This is a genomic window from Anaerococcus tetradius ATCC 35098 (assembly GCF_000159095.1).
GTDB lineage: Bacteria > Bacillota > Clostridia > Tissierellales > Peptoniphilaceae > Anaerococcus > Anaerococcus tetradius.
In genome coordinates, this window is the sequence record NZ_GG666296.1 from 486,175 (window position 1) to 504,391 (window position 18,217).

Genomic DNA, 18,217 nt, shown 5'->3' on the forward strand with positions numbered 1-18,217 from the left:
AAAATATCCTTTATTGACTTATAAGCTTTTTTAAAAATCAGCTCTTTTTAGGGAGTTTATCCTTTGGTAAATCGGTCCTAGGAATAATTCACCTTCTTTTTCTTCCATCAAATTTTCACAAAAAGTCATCATCCAAACTAGGACATATTTGGATAGGTAGAAGGCTTGGATACCATTAGCAAGTATTGACCTTCTGCCATTTATGACTATATCATTTCTAATTTCATCAAAATAATCTAGCAAGGCATCTCTATTTTTATCATCAACTATCAAATGCTCTATTAAATAAGCAAGAGCCAGGATATATTTATCTAGCAAGGGATTTAGGGAAAATTCTATTTCTTGATTCTTATTTAGGTAAATATCCTCTTTGTTTTCTGCATTTTTATAAAAAGACCTGTAGTCATTTTCAGAAAAAGGAAAAAATTCGGGATAAAGGCCATAAGGGAAGTTAGAATGTTCTAAATTTTTTTTGAAAAATCCAAGTTCTTCCTCGGAAGAATCAAAAGAAGCTAGAAATATTGGTGAAAGTATGACTAGAAGCTTCAGTCTTTTGTTTTCATCATCATCCTTTATGATAAACTTAACTTCTTTAAGACACTCCCCCGAAAGCTCGTTTTCGCTTTTAGTTAATCTTTCTTCCAATTCTCCTGTAGTTTGATATTTAATTTCAACTTTTTTGTTAACGAGGACTTTAATCAATTTCATTTATAATATCGCCGTAGGCTCCCTTAGTAGCTCTTAGGAAATCATCAGGTTTAAGCCTTAGGCCATGGCCGATTTTTCCAGCTGATACTTTTATAATATCATGGTCTTTTGCCCTTATATCTAGAAAAACTGGATAATCTTTTTTCATAGCAAGGGCTGTAGTTGCACCTCTTTCGTAGCCTATAGTTTTTTTCAAATCCTTTAGGTGGAGCATACTCAAGCTTTTAACCTTGCATACTTTGCTGGCTTTTTTGAAATCAATAGTAGAAGCCGCTGGAACTACAAGGATAAAAACTTCTCCATCCTTACTAAGGGTTGCTAGAGTTTTATAGATTATATCAACATCCTCGTGAGTTTTCTCTGCAATATCAACTGCTGATGTAAATTCTCCATCTAAATCATAATCTACATGCTCATATTCAATATTTAAGTTATCCAAAATTCTCATTGCATTAGTTTTTATTTCTTTTTTCATACTACCTTCTTTCAATCATTCAATTTTATTATACGATAAATTATAATTTAACAAGAATGGGTATATAATAATTAGTAATAAGGGAGTCCTATATGAATGAAGAGATAATAGTAACTTATGTAGCAGAAAATTGCTATAGTCTAGAAATCGGAGACTATTTTTTAGTTTTCGATTATTATAATGGAATATTAAACATTCCGGATGATAAGAAGCTAGTTTTTTTTGCTACAAGTAAGAAAAAGGGCCACTATAGCCCAGAGATATTAAAACTATTTGATATGAACAATGTCAAATACCTGCTAGCAACAGATATAGCCTATGATAGTAGTGATGGAAAGGTTATATATCTAAAAAACAAGGAGCTTTCCATAGAAAGGCTAAAGGAATTATACAAGAAAAAGAATGTTACTTTTATAAAAGAATACAAAAATATAAAAGTAGCTAAGGACTTGGATGTATTTTCCTATGGGGAAAGTGATACAGGTCTAAGTCTTGTTATTAGGATTTATGACTTTCTAATATTCTATACTGGGGATAGTTTCTTTACTGAAGGGCAAAGGAGCTTAGAGGAAGTAAACAACTATCTATTTGATATTTATGAAGACTTTCTGGATGTAGATCTCTCATTTTTTCCTATAAAAACAGATTGGGGAGAAAAAATTTACGAGAGGGCTAGGGCCTTTACAGAAGTTTTAGATCCGCAAATACTTTTTCCCCTAAATGTTGGTGATGAGCTTGAAGACACTAGGGATTTTAAGAATTATCTAGGAAATTATGATACAGATGTTCGTTTTTTGATAGAGGATAATCAAGCCTTTGTGATAGATATGGATGAAGAATAAACATCTAGTAATTGAAACTAGATGGTGGTATAATTAAAAATGTTAAGGTGTTTATGGACGAAATTGAAAAAATAAAAAAAATAAACTTACCAAGCTGGGACGAGATTCCAAATGCTGGTTTATATATGACGGAAGTCATAAACTTTATTGAGAAAACTATCAAAGACCTCTTTATAGGGGAAGATAATCCTATATCTCCTGCTATGATTAATAATTACGTCAAACTATCTTACATAAAGGAACCTATTAACAAGAAGTATTATAGGGAACATATTGGACAGATTATCGTTATATTCGTCTACAAGCAAGTTCTTTCTATTGATTATATAGCCAAGGCTGTTAAGATAGAAGTTGAGTATTTTGAGGTTAAGGAAGTTTATGATGATTTTGTTGAGATTTTTTCTAGGTGTCGAGATTTCCTTTTTAAAGATAAAGATAGAACCCTCATCGATTTAAAATTTAAGGATAAACATGAAAAGGGGATGTATTTTTTAACTATTTCCTTGTTGAGTAATTTGTACACTAGAATAAGATTAGAAAAGCGATAGGAGAAATTATGGAAAAGATAGCAATAATGGTAGATTCAGCGGCGGACATTTCCCCATCTTTGGCGGAAGAAAAGGGCATATATTATATGCCTTTATATGTTAATATAAAGGATAAATTTTTAAAAGATAGGATAGATATAAGCCCAGAAGAATTCTATGCTTACATAAAAAGCGAAAATTATTTGCCAAAAACTAGTCTTCCAGCACCAGGGGATATAATGGCCTTGGTTGAAAAAATCAAGGATGATGGTTACGATAAGCTAATTATCATTTGTTTAGGAAGTAAGTTTTCTGGTACTTTTAATTTATGCGATATGCTAGAAGCAGAAGGCATAGAAACTTTTGCCTTTGATAGTAAAAACTTAACCCTAGCTGAGGGTATGCTTGCTCTTCATGCGAAAAAATTAGTGGATGAGGGTAAAAGTTTTGAAGAAATAAAGCTTTCTTTGGAGAAATTACGTGATAACGCTAGGGTGTTTTTCACCTTAGAAACTTTCAAATATATAATCGAAGGTGGTAGAGTTCCAAAGACTTTTGGTAAGATTTCAGATGCCTTATCTGTTAAACCAATCATAAGCGTTAGTCCAGAAAATGCCAAATTTAATCTGTTAAAGATTGTAAGGGGTGAGAAAAAAGTTTTTAAACAATTTTATAATATAGCCAAGGAAAACTTGGAAGGCGCCAAGGAATACTATTTCTTTATAGCTCATGGGGATAGCTTCGATATGGCGATGAAGCTTGAAGAGGTCTTAAAGGAGTTTATTGATGGTGCAAGTCTTTTCATAAAAGACCAAATTTCACCAACTCTCGGCGCAAATACAGGTCCTGGCTTACTCGGTTTTGGATTTTTGAAATTAGAATAATATGGAGAAAATTTCTCTGATGCATTAATATGACTTATTGAGGAGAGCTAAATGTTTAAGTCAAATAAAGATAATATTTTGGAAGAAATTGTAAAGAAAACGAAACTATACTTTTATAGATCGATATTTAAAAACTACGAAGGTCATAAATTTTCACTTACAATAGATGAGGGAATGATTTTAGAGATTATAGAATACTTGGATAAGCCAACTATAAATGACTTGGTAAACTTTCTTTGTATATCTCAACCCAATGTATCATATAAGATAAATATCTTGCAGAAAAAAGGCTATGTAGCAAAGACAAGGTCTGATACAGATGGAAGGCAAACCCATGTCAACCTAACAGATAAGTATTTCGTATATAGAGATAGAAAAAACAAGTTTACAGATAAGGTATTAAAGAGCGTAAGGGCAGATCTTACTAAAAAAGAAAGAGAGTACTTACACAAGAATCTCGACCTTATAAATGATCATTTGACTAAGGAGCTTAGAGATTTTTTGGTAAGTGATGATTGAGAATAATTTATAGTTGACAAAGCTTGGGAGTTGTGGTATTATCTATGACATAGACAACGAAGAAGTACCCAACTCACCTGCCGACTAGTGTTTTCAGGTTAATAATTTTTAATTAGAAGATTAATTATGAATTGGAACGGGTACTTTGTGCCCGCTTTTTTTATGTGAATACATGGAGGTATACTTATAAAAGATTTAAGAATAAATGAAGAGATTAGAGCGAAGCAAGTAAGACTGATTGACGAAAATGGAAATCAAGTTGGAATAGTGGACTACAATCAAGCCCTAGATATGGCTTATGATAAAAAGCTTGATCTAGTTTTGATGAGCCCAAATGCTAAGCCACCTGTTACCAGAATCATGGATTATGGTAAGTTCAAATATGATCAAGAGAAAAAAGAAAAAGAGAATAGAAAAAAACAAAAGAATATTCAACTTAAAGAAACAAGATTTTCTCTTAATATAGAAGATAATGATTTGCAAACCAAAGCAAATCAAAGCAAAAAATTCTTAAACAACGGGGATAAAGTAAAAGTTTCTATAAGATTCCGTGGAAGAGAGCTAGGCCGTAAGGAACCTGGCTATGAATTGATGGAAAAGTTTAAGCAAATGCTTGGAGATTCCTGCAAGCTTACAAAAAGCCCAAAGATGGAAGGAAGATCCCTAGTAATGTTCCTAGAACCTAATGATGAAAAAGGAGAGTAATATGGCAAATAAGAATAAAACAAGAAGAGCTGCAGTTAAAAGATTCAAAGTTACAGGCAGCGGAAAAATCATGAGAAGAAAAGCTTACAAGGGACACCTTACAGCTAAGAAATCACCAAATAGAAAAAGAAGACTAAGAAAAGCTACAATTGTTTCATCATCAGAGATGAAAAACGTTAGAAGCATGATCGGTGCATAGGAGGATATAGATGGCAAGAGTAAAAAGAGCAGTTAACGCTAAAAAAAGACACAAAAAAGTTTTAAAACAAGCAAAAGGATACTATGGTTCAAAAAGCCTTCTATTCAAAACAGCTAATCAAGCTGTAATGAAATCTCTAGCTTATGCTTTCATCGGAAGAAAACATAGAAAAAGAGATTTCAGAAGACTTTGGATTGCAAGAATCAATGCAGCAGCAAGACTTAATGGAACAAGCTATTCTAAACTTATGGGTGGCCTAAAGAAAGCAAACATCGAAATCAACAGAAAGATGCTTGCAGAGCTTGCTATTAACAACCCAGAAGAATTTGCTAAATTAGTAGAATTAGCTAAATAAAAAGCTAAATGATAATTAATTCGGTACAAAATCCAAAGTTTAAATTAATAAATAAACTTAGAAATAAAAAATATCGAGATAAGGAAGATTTATTCGTAATAGAATCTAAGAAATTAGTAGAAGAGGCCATTAAGTCATCTCTTGATATAGAATTTATCTTTATCAGAGAGGGCCTAGACCTCGCTTGTAACTTTCCCTTAGTGGTTTTTGACGAAAGCTTGTTTAATAAGCTAAGCGAACTAAAATCACCAGACGGTTTTGGAGCAGTTGTTAGGAAGAAAAAAGAAGAAGAAATCTCATCTAATAGAGTTCTTCTCCTAGACCATATCAATGACCCGGGCAATATGGGAACTATGATTAGGTCGGCTGAAGCCTTTGGCTTTAATGATATAATCCTAACAGAAGGATGCGTAGATATCTACAACGAAAAGTCCTTGAGGGCTTCTATGGGTTCTGTTTTTAGACTAAAGCTCGTAAAATTATCCAATGATGAAATAGTAAATCTTAAATCACGATATAAATTTTTAGCTAGTCATATGGAAGGCTGTGACGTCAGAAAGTATGATGCTTCTTTAGAAAATATTATCCTTGCTATTGGCAACGAAGCCAATGGTCTAAGCGATTTTTTAAGGTCTCTTACTGACTCGTTCGTTAAAATTGCCATGCAAGGTAAAATAGAGTCTTTGAATGCAGCCATAGCAGCTAGCATAATGATGAATACACTAGCTTGTGATTCGGAAAGACTTTAGTTATTCTTATACAGCAAATTAGGGATGTTGAGAGCCTTTTAAGTAACGACTAGAGATGTTCACCGATGAAGTTTGAGATGAAAATAGTAATCGATACGTTTAGACTTGCGTTAAAGTTTTGAGTGGATTTATTTTATAAATCAATTAAGGTGGTACCGCAGAAATATCTGTCCTTTTGAGGGCGGATTTTTTTATTTGGAGGAAAAATGGAAGAAAATTTAAAGAAAGTTTTAGAAACTTTCGCCCAAGAAATAGTAGATGCAAAGTCCTTAGATGACTTAGAAAAATTAAGAATCAAATACTTAGGAAAAAAAGGTGAGATAACAGACTTAAAGAAGTCGATAGCCAAACTTCCTAATGAAGAAAAACCAGAAGCTGGAAAATTAATCAACAAAACCAGCAAGGAAATAGAAGAAAAATTAGCAAGTAAAAATAAGGAAATTAACGAAAAACTCCTAAGTGAAAAAGTTAAGGCAGAAAAAATTGACGTAACTGCTCATTTCGATAAGTGCGAATCAGGTCATCTTGCAGTTATCAATCAAACAATGGAAGAATTAGAATCAATCTTCCAAAACATGGGCTTTGATGTAGTAGAAGGCCCAGAAGTAGACACTGTAAAATATGTCTTCGATGATCTAAACTCACCAGAAGACCACCCAGCAAGGTCTACATCAGATACCTTCTACATCAACGATAAAGTCCTCCTTAGACCTCACACCTCAAGTATGCAAATTAGGGTTATGAATGAGGGAAAACTTCCAATCAAGATGGTTTCAGCAGGAAGAGTATTTAGAAATGACGAAGTAGATGCAACCCACTCACCAATGTTTCACCAATTAGAATGTTTGGTAGTTGATGAGAATGTTTCAATGGCTAATCTAAAGGCAACCCTTGAGACCTTTATCAAGGAAATGTTTGGTGATGAAATGAAACTAAGATATCGTCCTCACCACTTCCCATTTACAGAGCCAAGTCTAGAAGTAGATGTAACCTGCCCAACTTGTAAGGGAGAAGGATGTCCTGCTTGCGGAAATACCGGTTGGTCAATGGAGCTTTTAGGTGGTGGAATGGTTCATCCAAATGTCCTCGAAGCTTGTGGAATTGACAGTGAAAAATATACAGGCTTTGCCTTTGGACTAGGAGTCGATAGAATTGCCATGGTTAAATACGGACTTGATGATATAAGACTTCTTTACGATAATGACAAGAGATTTATAGAACAATTCTAGGAGGAAATATGTTAGTACCTTTAATATGGCAAAAAGATTATGTAAAAATTGATAAAGACCTTAAAACTATAACAGATAGATTATCAGAAACTGGCTCTCACGTTGAGGAAGTTACAATCCACACTAGTAAGCTTGATGGAGTCCTTATTGGTCAGGTTATAGATCAAAAAAAGCATCCAGAAGCTGATAGGCTACAAGTTTTGACTATAGATGTAGGCAAAGATAAGCCGATAACCATAATAACTAATGCAAAAAACACCAAAAAGGGCGATTATCTACCAGTAATTACATCAGGCACAAAATTAGACGATGGAACTATCATAGAAGATCACGACTTTTTTGGAATTGTATCTGAAGGTATGCTTACAGCCTATAGCGAACTAGGCTATGATGATTCAGTTATCCCAAAAGATCTTAGGGAGGGAGTAATTGTACTTGAAGGCGAATACGAAGCAGGAAGCCTTTTAAGTGATGCCATATTCTCAAATACTCCAGTTATTGAATATGAAATTACGCCAAATAGAGCCGATTGTCTTTCTATTATAGGAATGGCAAGGGAGTCTGCTGCAAGTTTTGGAGAAAAAATCACCTATCCAAGCCTAGACTTTAGCGCTAATGATGAGGACATTAAATACTATTCAGAGGGCATAGAAATTTTAAGCAAATCTTGCAAGCGCTTTGTGGCAAGAGTTGTAAAAAATGTCAAGATAGGAAAATCTCCTCAATGGCTACAAAACTACCTAATGCTTGCTGGTATGAGACCAATCAATAACATAGTGGATATTACAAACTTCGTAATGCTAGAAACTGGGCAACCCCTCCACGCTTACGACCTAGACAAGTTAGCCGATAAAAAAATTATAGTTAGAGATGCAAAAGAAGGCGAGATCCTAAAGACCCTAGATGGGGTAGATAGAAAATTAGATTCCTCAATGCTTGTTATAGCTGATGGCAAGGAAGCTATAGGTCTTGCTGGTATAATGGGTGGTATGGATTCAGAGGTAACAGATGATACTCAAAATATCCTTCTTGAAGTTGCAAACTTCGATGCTTCAAATATTAGAAAGTCATCTAAGACTCTAGGCCTTAGAAGTGAAGCAAGTTCTAGGTTTGAAAAAGGCATTTCTGTTGAAATGGCAGACTTTGCTTCAAAAAGAGCAATGAAGTTAATTTGTGATTTAGGAATTGGAGAAGTAGTTGGAGGTTCTTTCGACATAGGAGAAAAGAAAGAGAAGGAAAAAACTGTAGATCTAAGACTAAAGAGACTAAGGATGCTTACAGGAGTTGACTTTAATCTAGACACAGCCATTAGAAATCTAGAGTTATTAGAATTTGAGGTGGAAAAACTCGATGATGAAACTCTTAGGGTAAGGGTTCCTTATTTTAGAAGCGATATAGATATTGAAGCTGACCTAATCGAAGAAGTTGTAAGGCTTTACGGCATGGGTAATATCGAAAGTGCTCCTCTAGTTTCATCCCTAAAAAGAGGAGAAAGATCTAAGAGAAGACGATTAAGAGATGACCTCAGCCAAAAACTTGTTGGTCAAAAATTCTCAGAACTTGCAACCTATTCTTTCATCTCTCCAAAAGAATATGATAGGCTTGGCATTGATGAGTCTTCACCACTTAGAAATTATATTAAGCTAATCAATCCGCTGGGAGAAGATTATTCAGTAATGAGGACTAGTCAAGTTCCTTCTATGCTAGATGTAATCGCCAAAAATATCAAATATGGTCAAAAGGACATGAGATTTTTCGAACTCGATAGGACTTTCGAAAAGACCTCCGACCTTCTTCCAAAAGAAAATATAACCCTCACCATGGGACTTTATGGAAATTATTCCTTCTATGACCTAAAGGATTTCTTCACAGAAGTTATGGCTGGTGTAGGCTTTGAAGGCTTTAATTACAAGGCTAATGAAAATACTTACGCTTTCCATAGGGGAAGATGTGCTGATATCTACTTTGATGGTGAAAAAATCGGTATAATGGGTGAGATTTCTTACGAAGTAAGAGATGAGTATGATATAGATAAGGGTGCTCTAATTCTTGAAATCAATCTTGCAAAGATTGAAGATATAAGAGTAGTCGAAAGAAAGTATAAGGCTATAGGCAAATTCCCAGCCATAGAAAGGGATTATTCTTTCGTATGCGATAGGAATTTGGAAGCAGAGCTTATAGAAAATACTATCAGGGAAAATGGCCAAGGTCTTGTAGCTAAGATTAGCTTGTTTGATATCTATACAGGTGAGCACATAGAAGAAGATAAGAAGTCAATCTCCTACAAGGTCCTATATAGGGCAAATGATAGGACTCTCAAGGATAAAGATATAGGAAAAATTGAAAAGAAGATACTAGAAGAACTAGAAAAAGAAGAAATAGTTTTACGAAGTTAGGAGTGAAATTTGAGCGAATATAAGGTTGATGTCAAAATAGCAGGCAAGACTTATACCCTTGTTACTGACGAAGCGAAGGATAATATAAAAGATATAGCAGAAATATTTGATGGGAAAATACAAGAAGTAAAATCTAACAGGCTTACTTTTGATAGGCAACTAGTATTGGCTGGATTAAATATCACAGATGATTTCTATAAGCTTTCGAAACAGTACGATAGCCTAAAAGAAAAAAGCGAAGAGCCTTGCAAGTACTATCCAACTATCAAAGAAGAAGTGGAAAAATTGAAAGAAGAAAATAAGAAGCTTTTAGATGAAAATGAGAAAAACACTAAAGCTATGTCAGATTTAAAAATTGAAAATACTAAGCTAGAGCAAAGCCTAAATAAGTATAGAAATTCAAGAGAAACAATCGAAAAACTCAAAAATGAAGTAAAAAGGCTCCAAGTAGAGGTGATGGACCTAAGTAAAGAAAATGATATGCTGAAAGGAAAGCTTTAATGGCTAAAACTGAAATCCTAGCCCCTGTAGGCAATGCCGATATGCTTTATGCTGGTCTTGCAGGAGGGGCTGATAGCTTCTACTTGGCAGTTGATGATTTTGGAGCTCGTGCCTATGCAAAAAATTTCGATATAGAAAATGTTGGATTCTTTATAGATCTGATCCATCTTTTTGGCAAAAAAGTTTTTATCGCCATGAACATCCTAATTAAGGATGAGGAGTTGAAAAAGGCTATTAGCTACGCCCAAAGGCTTTATCAATTGGGGGTAGATGGCCTTATTATCCAAGACCTAGGCCTATTTACCATTCTAAAGGATAAGCTAAGGGGTATGGACCTTCATGCTTCAACTCAGATGGCTGTAAGAGATTATCATGGAGCCAAGGCTCTGATGGACTTGGGTTTTGATAGGATTGTTATAGCAAGGGAAACTCCTATCGAAGAGTTGAGAAAAATTGCAAAGTTAGATGTAGAAAAGGAAGTCTTCGTCCATGGGTCACTTTGTGTATCCTATTCAGGTGAGTGCTTGATGAGTTCATACTTCGGTGCTCGTTCAGCCAATAGGGGTAGGTGTGCAGGTATTTGCAGGCAGAAATATGAGCTTGTTTCCGACGGGAAGGTTCTTTCTAAGGATTACTTCCTAAATATGAAAGACCTAAATGTAATTGACAGGCTAGATGAACTTCTAGAGCTTGGTATAGACTGCCTAAAAATCGAAGGAAGAATGAAGACTAGCGAATATGTCTTTACTTCTGTTAAAGCCTATAGGGATAAAATTGATAAGGGCTCCTATGATAAAAATAAACTTAGGGATATTTCTAACAGGGGCTACACTCAAGGTTTTATCTTCCATCAAAACAAGGCCTATATAAACCTAGAAAAGGATAATAAGCACAGGCCTGTAGGTAAGGTTTGTGAAGAAAATAATAAAAAATATTTTATAAACAATTCTGACCTCCTCCTTGGAGATAACCTCCAAGTAGAAACCATAAGGGGGAAGAAACTTCCCCTTACAACAACTAGGTCTTATAAGAAAAACTCCAAGATTTACCTAGATAAGTACAAGGATGCAAGAGTTGGTTCGGATATCCTCATGCTTTCATCAAGAAGCCTAGAAGAAAAGATGAAGGAGGCCTTGGTCTCCTACAAAAATCTTCCCATAGACATCAAATTTACAGGAAAAATCGGCAAAAAGCCTAGGATAGACCTAAGCTATGAATCTTGGCATATTTCTTATGAATTAGATGAAAAAATCGATAAGGCTAAAAATATTTCTCTAGGTGAGGATGATATTAGACAAAATCTTTCTAAGTTTGGTGATGAAATCTATGAGCCTAGAAAGATTGAAATAGAAATGGATCCTCAGATTTTTATTAGGAAAAAGGATATCAATGAGCTTAGACGCCAGGGGATTAATCATCTCAAGGAAGAAATTCTCAAAACTTACCACAGAGCTGATATAAAAATCGATCTTAAAGCTTTCCCTAAGATGAAAAAGAAAAAGCGAGAAATAAATATAGAAGTAAAAGGAGAGGTCGACCCAAAAAGGCTTAGGGATTTCGATAATATTTATATAGAAGAATACAAGAAAGACCACCAGGGTTTAAGTCTCTATCTAAATCTCAATTCCCACAAGGACTACGATATAGATGAGCTTATCAAAAATATCAAGGATAAGTCTATCAAGGGAGTTATCTTTAACAATTATAGGGACTTAGCCTTTATTGATAAATTCAGGGAAAATGGCATAGCTATTAGGATAGGAAGATACTTAAATGTCTTTAATAGGGCGACTTTTGCCTTCTACAATAAATTTGCTGAGATGATTAGCTCATCTGTTGAGGCTGATTTTGATTCAATAAATAGTAATGGCAAATACTTCCCGATAGAAGCCCTTGCTTATGGGAGAATTGAGCTTATGAATATGCGTCATTGCCCTTTTTCTGTCCTTAAATCCTGCTCTCTTAAAGGATGTGAGACTTGCAAGTTTAGGGATGGGGAAATGGTAAATGAAAATTCTACAAGCCTCCTTGTTAGAAGGAGAAATAATCTTTCAATAATTTATCCTAAATACGCAAGCAAGGTAGATGTTAAGAAATTCGACCCGGAAATTTCTCTCTTGCTTTCAGTTTTCTCTGATAGGGATTTGGATAGTTATTACAAAAATAAGTCTTTCGATAATATAAATTATGATAGAGGTGTTATTTAATGCAAGAAAAAAGCTTAAAAGTTTTAGAATATGAAAAAATCCTGGAAAGATTGGCAGCTTGTGCTAGGTCTAGCCTTGTCAAAGAAGAAATTCTAAAGCTTAGACCCTACGAAGATCCTACTTATATAAGAGAAGAGCTAACTTATGCTTCTTCCATGCTAGAGCTTGTTCGAAAAAATGGAAATATTGACCTTTTCGGTCTCTATGACCTTAGAGAGATAGTTGCCTATATCAGAAAAAATGGAATACTCGAAGCAAAAGACTTACTAAAAATTTTAGACCTGCTTAGGGTTTCTGATTATCTGAAGGACTATGGGTCAAACATAGAAGATCCCCTTATGGCTGATATTTTCGACCGAATTTCTAGTAATGATTTTCTAAAAAATGAAATAGACAGGTCAATCATCAATGAAGAGGAAATATCAGACAATGCCTCAGCTACTTTAAGAAATATAAGACGTCAAAAGCAAAGAAAAGAAGGCGATATAAGAAATAAACTCAATTCTTATATAACAAATTCTAAATACGCCGATGCCCTCCAAGACAATGTAGTTTCTGTGAGAGATGGCAGATACGTCGTTCCAGTAAAGACCAACAAGAGAGCTGTAATCGGAGGAATTGTCCATGATAAGTCAGCTTCTGGCAACACCTTATTTATTGAACCTGCTGCCATAGTCGAGCTTAATAACCAACTAAGAGATTTGGAAATTAAGGAAGAAGATGAAATCAGAAAAATCTTAGATAGATTATCAAGAATCGCCCAAGCTTTTGATGTGGAGCTTTTAGAAAATCAGAAACTAATAGCAAGGATTGATTTTTTGCAAGCCAAGGCAAGATTTGCCCTTGAAAATGAATACAGCCTACCTATTATTAGCGACGAGAAAATTCTAGACCTTAAAGAAGCGAGACACCCACTTTTAACAGGCAGAGTCGTTCCTATTAATGTAAGAATCGGAGGGGACTATAGAACTCTTATTATTACAGGTCCTAACACTGGAGGAAAGACTGTAAGTCTAAAAACGGTAGGTCTTATCAGCGCCATGGCTCAGACAGGTCTATTTATTCCAGCCATGGAGGGAAGTAAACTTTGTATCTTCGATGATATTTTCTTAGATATAGGAGATACCCAATCAATAGAGATGAGTTTATCTACATTTTCTGCATCCCTCACCAATATAGTTAAGATAATAAAGGAAGCTACAAAAGACTCCTTGGTCTTACTTGATGAAATAGGTTCGGGTACAGATCCTGTAGAAGGGGCAGCCCTTGCTATTTCTATCCTAGACTTCCTAACTGAAAAGAATGTCATGACTTTTGCTACAACCCATTATAGCGAATTAAAATATTATGCAGTTGAGACAGAAGCTGTTATGAATGCTTCGGTAGAATTTGATGTCGATAGCCTATCACCAACCTATAAGCTTGAGATAGGAACTCCTGGTAAGTCCAATGCCTTTGAGATTTCCAAAAGACTTGGCCTACCCCTTCAAATACTAAAAAAAGCCAAGAGCCTTATTGGCGAAGATACTAGAAATATAAACAAGATTTTGGCAGAAATCGAAATAGACAAGAAAAAAATCGAAGATAAGAATAGACAAATTGACGAATACAAGAAAGAGATATCAAGCATTAGAAACGAGCTTAAAGAAAAATCGAAAAAGCTTGATAAAAAAGAAGAAGATATAATTAGAGAAGCTGAAGATAAGGCTAATGCTATCCTAGATAAGGCCAACAAGAAAAGTCAGGAGATGCTCAAGGAGGCCAAAAAATCAAGAAATGCCAATACTTCCGATATTGATAGGTCATTAAATAAGATTAGAAACAAATACAAGGAAGGTCGTATCGAAAGAGAGGGAGCATATCTAAAGACTAAACTATCAAAAAATGCTCCTGATAAGCTAAAACTAGGAGATTTTGTCTTGATAGCTGGTCTTAATGAGAAGGCAGAGGTAATAGGCCTGCCTGATAAAAATGGCAATATCAAAGTTCAGATGGGGATTCTCAAAATGGATTCTAACATCAAGAATGTAACAAAGATAAAAGGCGACAATCAAACAGAAAAAAACATCACGAAAGTGTATAATACTAAAAAAGCCATGCACATATCTCCAAGCCTAGACCTTAGGGGTCAAAGATATGACGAGGCTATGAGAAATCTAGATAAGTACCTTGATGATGCCATGCTTGCTGGTCTTTCGAAGGCCAAAATCATCCATGGAAAAGGAACTGGCGCCTTGATAAAGGGTGTAGGAGAAATTCTAGAAGGTGATAAGAGAATACAAGACTTCAGATTCGGCGATGACAAGGAAGGCGGATATGGAGTTACTATAGTAACATTTGGATAGAGAGGCAAAATGACTGATTTTAAAGAAAATATTGCAAAAGAATTAGAAAAAAAGGACATAGGTTTAACTTTTGATGAAATCTATAAGCTAATAGAAATACCACCCCAAGACAACATGGGAGATTATTCCTTCCCATGCTTTAGCCTTGCTAGGACTATGAGAAAAAATCCAGCTATAATAGCTGAAGAGTTGGCAAGCTCCTTGGACCTTAAAGCTTTTGAAAAAATAGAAAACCTAAATGCCTATGTAAATTTCTATGTAGACAGAAAAATGTTTGAAGAAGAAACTCTAAATGAAATAATAGAAAAAAAAGAAAAGTACGCAAGCTCTGATATAGGCAAGGGCAAAAATATAGTAGTTGAGTTTTCCTCTGTAAATATAGCTAAACCCTTCCACATTGGTCATATCAGATCAACTGTTATAGGAGATGCCTTAAGAAATATCCACAAATTCTTAGGATACAATACAATTGCAAGTAACTATATAGGAGATTATGGAACCCAATTTGGAACTATGATTAAAGCCTACAAGCTCTGGGGAGATGATGATAAACTAAGAAAAAGCCCAATAAAAGAGCTCCTAAATCTTTATGTAAGATACAACACAGAGGCTGAAAATGACGAAAAAATGAAGGAAGATGCGAGATTAGAATTTAAAAATCTCGAAGATGGACAAGAAGAAGCGGTAAGACTTTGGTCATGGTTTAAGGAAATTTCCTTCAAGGAATTTGATAGGGTCTACAAGATGCTCGACATAGACTTCGACAATTACAATGGAGAAGCCTATCACTCAGAGTTTATTCCTAAAGTAATAGAAGAATTGAAGGAGAAGGACTTGCTAGTGGAATCAGATGGGGCTTTAATAGTCGACCTTTCTGAATTTGACCTACCACCTTCAATAGTTATCAAATCCAATGGCTCATCAGCCTATATAACAAGAGATATAGCTACAGCTATAAATAGGAAAAAAGTCTATGATTTTGACAAAAATCTCTATGTTGTAGCGACTCAACAAAACCTACACTTCGACCAACTATTCGCTATCCTAAAACTAATGGGATACGACTTCTACAAAGATTGTAAACACGTATCTTTTGGCATGGTAAGCCTAAAAGATCAAACCCTATCAACAAGAAAGGGTCAGGTAGTTTTCCTTGAAGATGTGCTAAACAAGGCAATAGAAAAAACTAAAGAAGTCATGGAAAGTCGTCATACAGAAATTGAAGATATAGAAGAAACAGCAAAGATTGTTGGAATTGGCGCAGTGAAATTCCAAGAACTTTACAACAACAGAATTAAGGATTATGTCTTCGATTGGGACGAGGTCCTAAACTTTGATGGAGAAACAGGCCCTTACATTCAATATACTTACGCAAGGGCTAAGTCAGTCCTAAGGAAGGCTGGATTTGAAAAAGCAGAGAAGATGAACTTTACTAAGATTACTAGCGATGAAGAATTTGCCCTAGTAAAATCTCTAGCAAATTTCAAGGATATAGTAATCAAAGCTTGCGAAAAATATGAGCCATCCCTAATTACAAGACACTTAACTGAAATTGCCAAAAACTTCAACAAATTCTACAATACTTGTCAAGTAAATGTTGAAGATAAAGAAGTCAAGGAAGAAAGACTTGCCTTAACTTATGCTAGTTCACTAGTAATTAAAATAGGTCTAGGTCTATTGGGAATAAAGACCGTGGAGAAAATGTAATGAAAGATAGGATAACAGACTTCATCCAAGTTTCCTCATATGCTTTTAGAAATACCTTCTCGAAGATAAGGAAACTTTACCTAGCCTTTATTTTCATCTTCATAAGAACATTTTTGGACGTAAAAAATATAATCGGCCTAGTAGGTGGTGGAAGCTTTGTAGGATTACTTAATTACATCATAGATGTATTAATCCTTTGCTATATAGCCCAAGCCCTAAGATCTGTTGTAGTCTATGGCAACCCTGGTAAGAAATCAATAGGAAACTCAATTAGCATATTCTTTCAACCCTTGATAAGTGCTTTGTTTTACCTATATATAGTAAAACTTGGAGTAAACCTACTAACTATGGGGGCAAATCCTAGGGGAGAGATGCTAGTTTTCTTTATAGTAAAAGTTTTAAGCTCACCAATCTTAGAAGAAGTCTATATCAACAACAAGACAGGACTAGAAGCCTTAAAATCATCAGTAAAATTCGTCCTAGATAACCCTCTAACCTATGGAATATACGCTATAATTTTCATAGGCATAGAAAGCTATCTTGGCCTAAAACTTGGAGCCAATACAATAATAGGCATAAGAAATCTATATATAAGCCTAATATTAGCTCTAATTCATACATTCTTCTCAGTCTTTAGGGGCCATCTTTTTAAATATATAGACGAGCATCCATATAGGCAAAGAAAATTTATGAGAGGATAAAAAATTGAACTTAGATAATTACTTTAGAAAATTTGTCGACAAACTTGGCTATATCGAACTAAAAGAATCAGCAAGTTATGAACTACTAAAAGAAATACCCCTACCAATATATCTAAAAGACATGAAAGAGGGAGTTCAAAGTGGGGATATGGAAAATAAAATCAACCTTGATATAATTCTTGAAGGAATGCTTATAAATATAGGATCTGACCAAGACTTTCTCCACAACTACGAATATATCAACGTACTAAATCATTATCTCAAAGATATAACCGCCTTTAGTGCAGACCGTGCAATAAAAGCAATGGATGATGATAGAGACAAGGCTCTCTTACTATTAAGGGCAGGTTACATCCTCAACCCCTTGGATGAATTTAACTCTTATAACTATGCAAGGCTCTTATGGCCAAAAGCCTATGACGATAATATAAAAGAAAAAGATGATTTTGTAAAAGAAGCCTTGAGAATCCTCCAAGAAATAATTGAAAAAAATGAGAACTTTGCTATAAGTTACTACGAATTAGCAAACATCTACGCAAATCTTGGCGAATATCTCAAAGCCAGAAATTACTATAACCAGGCCTTGGCGAAAACTGACTCAGAAATAGCTAAAGAAGAAGTAAGAGATAAGCTAAGAGAAATAAATGACAATGCAGATATAGAAGAAGCTCTCTACTATATAGGAAAAAGCAACTACAATCAAGCAATAATAAAACTTACAGAAATTCTTTCTAAACACAAGAGGGCAGATGCCTATTATTATCTTGCAGTAGCCTATCAAAATATAAATCAATACGAAAACTCCATCCTGGCCTTCCAAAATGCCTTAAATGAAGGAGGAGAATTTAGACAATTATACAATGACTACGCTATAAGTCTATACCTAAACAAAGATATAGAAAAAGCCTTGATAATAATAGGAGAAGGATTAAAAAAATTTCCAGAAGACCCAAGGCTATCCTACAATAAAATACAAATAAATCTAAGCCTTGGTAATATAAGAGAAGCTAAAAAAGACATAGATAAATTACTAAGCTTTGATGATCTCACAGAAGAAATAGTAAACAATCTCAATATCTTGAAAAATCAATTCAATATTTAATTCCACAAAAGACTGAATGATAAGGTTCGGTCTTTTTTTAGAAAAAAATTTGACAAAAACAAAAAG

Annotated in this window: 18 protein-coding genes; 16 read left to right on the forward strand and 2 right to left on the reverse strand. The window is 34.6% G+C overall.

Annotation, left to right across the window (positions count from 1 at the left end; translation table 11 throughout):
• Window positions 1–30 precede the first annotated feature (30 nt).
• Both HMPREF0077_RS05230 and HMPREF0077_RS05235 read right to left on the reverse strand, forming a co-directional pair.
• Window positions 31–708 (reverse strand): hypothetical protein, encoded by a 678-nt coding sequence (locus HMPREF0077_RS05230; protein ID WP_004836929.1) that lies wholly within the window; start codon window positions 706–708, stop codon window positions 31–33.
• Entirely contained in the window at window positions 695–1,183 is a 489-nt protein-coding gene (locus HMPREF0077_RS05235; RefSeq protein ID WP_004836930.1) for an aminoacyl-tRNA deacylase, read from the reverse strand. Before HMPREF0077_RS05235 ends, HMPREF0077_RS05230 begins: the two co-directional genes overlap by 14 nt.
• A 92-nt stretch (window positions 1,184–1,275) precedes the next feature.
• Between HMPREF0077_RS05235 and HMPREF0077_RS05240 the strand changes: the two genes are divergently transcribed.
• The 16 genes from HMPREF0077_RS05240 (at window position 1,276) to HMPREF0077_RS05315 (ending at window position 18,151) form a co-directional block, all read left to right on the forward strand.
• The gene (locus HMPREF0077_RS05240; RefSeq protein ID WP_004836931.1) at window positions 1,276–2,025 is read left to right on the forward strand and encodes a hypothetical protein; all 750 of its coding nucleotides are present in this window, start codon (window positions 1,276–1,278) and stop codon (window positions 2,023–2,025) included.
• 53 nt (window positions 2,026–2,078) lie between these two features.
• Complete coding sequence (locus HMPREF0077_RS05245) at window positions 2,079–2,573, forward strand: DUF1836 domain-containing protein (RefSeq protein ID WP_040349445.1); 495 nt, start codon at window positions 2,079–2,081, stop codon at window positions 2,571–2,573.
• 8 nt (window positions 2,574–2,581) lie between these two features.
• A complete protein-coding gene (locus HMPREF0077_RS05250; RefSeq protein WP_004836933.1) occupies window positions 2,582–3,436 on the forward strand; it encodes a DegV family protein in 855 nt (284 codons plus the stop codon).
• A 51-nt stretch (window positions 3,437–3,487) separates the two neighbouring features.
• Window positions 3,488–3,955 carry a MarR family winged helix-turn-helix transcriptional regulator gene (locus tag HMPREF0077_RS05255; RefSeq protein ID WP_004836934.1) on the forward strand — a complete coding sequence of 156 codons (468 nt, stop codon included), beginning with the start codon at window positions 3,488–3,490 and terminating at the stop codon, window positions 3,953–3,955.
• Between the two features lie 213 nt (window positions 3,956–4,168).
• The gene (gene infC, locus HMPREF0077_RS05260) at window positions 4,169–4,660 is read left to right on the forward strand and encodes a translation initiation factor IF-3 (protein ID WP_414826702.1); all 492 of its coding nucleotides are present in this window, start codon (window positions 4,169–4,171) and stop codon (window positions 4,658–4,660) included.
• A gap of 1 nt (window position 4,661) precedes the next feature.
• The gene (gene rpmI / locus HMPREF0077_RS05265; RefSeq protein WP_040349447.1) at window positions 4,662–4,859 is read left to right on the forward strand and encodes a 50S ribosomal protein L35; all 198 of its coding nucleotides are present in this window, start codon (window positions 4,662–4,664) and stop codon (window positions 4,857–4,859) included.
• Between the two features lie 10 nt (window positions 4,860–4,869).
• A complete protein-coding gene (gene rplT, locus HMPREF0077_RS05270) occupies window positions 4,870–5,214 on the forward strand; it encodes a 50S ribosomal protein L20 (protein ID WP_004836937.1) in 345 nt (114 codons plus the stop codon).
• A gap of 8 nt (window positions 5,215–5,222) precedes the next feature.
• Entirely contained in the window at window positions 5,223–5,963 is a 741-nt protein-coding gene (locus HMPREF0077_RS05275; RefSeq protein ID WP_004836938.1) for a TrmH family RNA methyltransferase, read from the forward strand.
• A gap of 206 nt (window positions 5,964–6,169) precedes the next feature.
• On the forward strand, window positions 6,170–7,192 hold the full coding sequence (pheS, locus tag HMPREF0077_RS05280; RefSeq protein WP_004836939.1) for a phenylalanine--tRNA ligase subunit alpha: 1,023 nt from the start codon (window positions 6,170–6,172) through the stop codon (window positions 7,190–7,192).
• Between the two features lie 8 nt (window positions 7,193–7,200).
• Window positions 7,201–9,588, forward strand: coding sequence for a phenylalanine--tRNA ligase subunit beta (gene pheT, locus HMPREF0077_RS05285; protein ID WP_004836940.1), 2,388 nt, complete (start codon window positions 7,201–7,203; stop codon window positions 9,586–9,588).
• A 9-nt stretch (window positions 9,589–9,597) separates the two neighbouring features.
• Window positions 9,598–10,089, forward strand: a complete 492-nt coding sequence (locus tag HMPREF0077_RS05290; protein ID WP_004836941.1) for a cell division protein ZapA — start codon at window positions 9,598–9,600, stop codon at window positions 10,087–10,089.
• Window positions 10,089–12,296: a peptidase U32 family protein gene (locus HMPREF0077_RS05295; RefSeq protein ID WP_004836942.1), complete on the forward strand. Its 2,208-nt coding sequence runs from the start codon at window positions 10,089–10,091 to the stop codon at window positions 12,294–12,296. Before HMPREF0077_RS05290 ends, HMPREF0077_RS05295 begins: the two co-directional genes overlap by 1 nt.
• A complete protein-coding gene (locus HMPREF0077_RS05300; protein WP_004836943.1) occupies window positions 12,296–14,641 on the forward strand; it encodes an endonuclease MutS2 in 2,346 nt (781 codons plus the stop codon). Before HMPREF0077_RS05295 ends, HMPREF0077_RS05300 begins: the two co-directional genes overlap by 1 nt.
• Window positions 14,642–14,650: 9 nt before the next feature.
• Entirely contained in the window at window positions 14,651–16,348 is a 1,698-nt protein-coding gene (gene argS, locus HMPREF0077_RS05305) for an arginine--tRNA ligase (protein WP_004836944.1), read from the forward strand.
• Window positions 16,348–17,049: a hypothetical protein gene (locus HMPREF0077_RS05310; RefSeq protein ID WP_004836945.1), complete on the forward strand. Its 702-nt coding sequence runs from the start codon at window positions 16,348–16,350 to the stop codon at window positions 17,047–17,049. The genes argS and HMPREF0077_RS05310 overlap by 1 nt, the downstream gene beginning before the upstream one ends.
• A gap of 4 nt (window positions 17,050–17,053) precedes the next feature.
• On the forward strand, window positions 17,054–18,151 hold the full coding sequence (locus HMPREF0077_RS05315; protein ID WP_004836946.1) for a tetratricopeptide repeat protein: 1,098 nt from the start codon (window positions 17,054–17,056) through the stop codon (window positions 18,149–18,151).
• Window positions 18,152–18,217: the final 66 nt, after the last annotated feature.

Excerpts from the sequence above, each read along its gene's own strand:
- HMPREF0077_RS05230 (WP_004836929.1), bottom strand. The coding sequence starts at position 708 with ATGAAATTGATTAAAGTCCTCGTTAACAAAAAAGTTGAAATTAAATAT.
- HMPREF0077_RS05235 (WP_004836930.1), bottom strand. The coding sequence starts at position 1,183 with ATGAAAAAAGAAATAAAAACTAATGCAATGAGAATTTTGGATAACTTA.
- HMPREF0077_RS05240 (WP_004836931.1), top strand. The coding sequence starts at position 1,276 with ATGAATGAAGAGATAATAGTAACTTATGTAGCAGAAAATTGCTATAGT.
- HMPREF0077_RS05245 (WP_040349445.1), top strand. The coding sequence starts at position 2,079 with ATGGACGAAATTGAAAAAATAAAAAAAATAAACTTACCAAGCTGGGAC.
- HMPREF0077_RS05250 (WP_004836933.1), top strand. The coding sequence starts at position 2,582 with ATGGAAAAGATAGCAATAATGGTAGATTCAGCGGCGGACATTTCCCCA.
- HMPREF0077_RS05255 (WP_004836934.1), top strand. The coding sequence starts at position 3,488 with ATGTTTAAGTCAAATAAAGATAATATTTTGGAAGAAATTGTAAAGAAA.
- rpmI (WP_040349447.1), top strand. The coding sequence starts at position 4,662 with ATGGCAAATAAGAATAAAACAAGAAGAGCTGCAGTTAAAAGATTCAAA.
- rplT (WP_004836937.1), top strand. The coding sequence starts at position 4,870 with ATGGCAAGAGTAAAAAGAGCAGTTAACGCTAAAAAAAGACACAAAAAA.
- HMPREF0077_RS05275 (WP_004836938.1), top strand. The coding sequence starts at position 5,223 with ATGATAATTAATTCGGTACAAAATCCAAAGTTTAAATTAATAAATAAA.
- pheS (WP_004836939.1), top strand. The coding sequence starts at position 6,170 with ATGGAAGAAAATTTAAAGAAAGTTTTAGAAACTTTCGCCCAAGAAATA.
- pheT (WP_004836940.1), top strand. The coding sequence starts at position 7,201 with ATGTTAGTACCTTTAATATGGCAAAAAGATTATGTAAAAATTGATAAA.
- HMPREF0077_RS05295 (WP_004836942.1), top strand. The coding sequence starts at position 10,089 with ATGGCTAAAACTGAAATCCTAGCCCCTGTAGGCAATGCCGATATGCTT.
- HMPREF0077_RS05300 (WP_004836943.1), top strand. The coding sequence starts at position 12,296 with ATGCAAGAAAAAAGCTTAAAAGTTTTAGAATATGAAAAAATCCTGGAA.
- argS (WP_004836944.1), top strand. The coding sequence starts at position 14,651 with ATGACTGATTTTAAAGAAAATATTGCAAAAGAATTAGAAAAAAAGGAC.
- HMPREF0077_RS05310 (WP_004836945.1), top strand. The coding sequence starts at position 16,348 with ATGAAAGATAGGATAACAGACTTCATCCAAGTTTCCTCATATGCTTTT.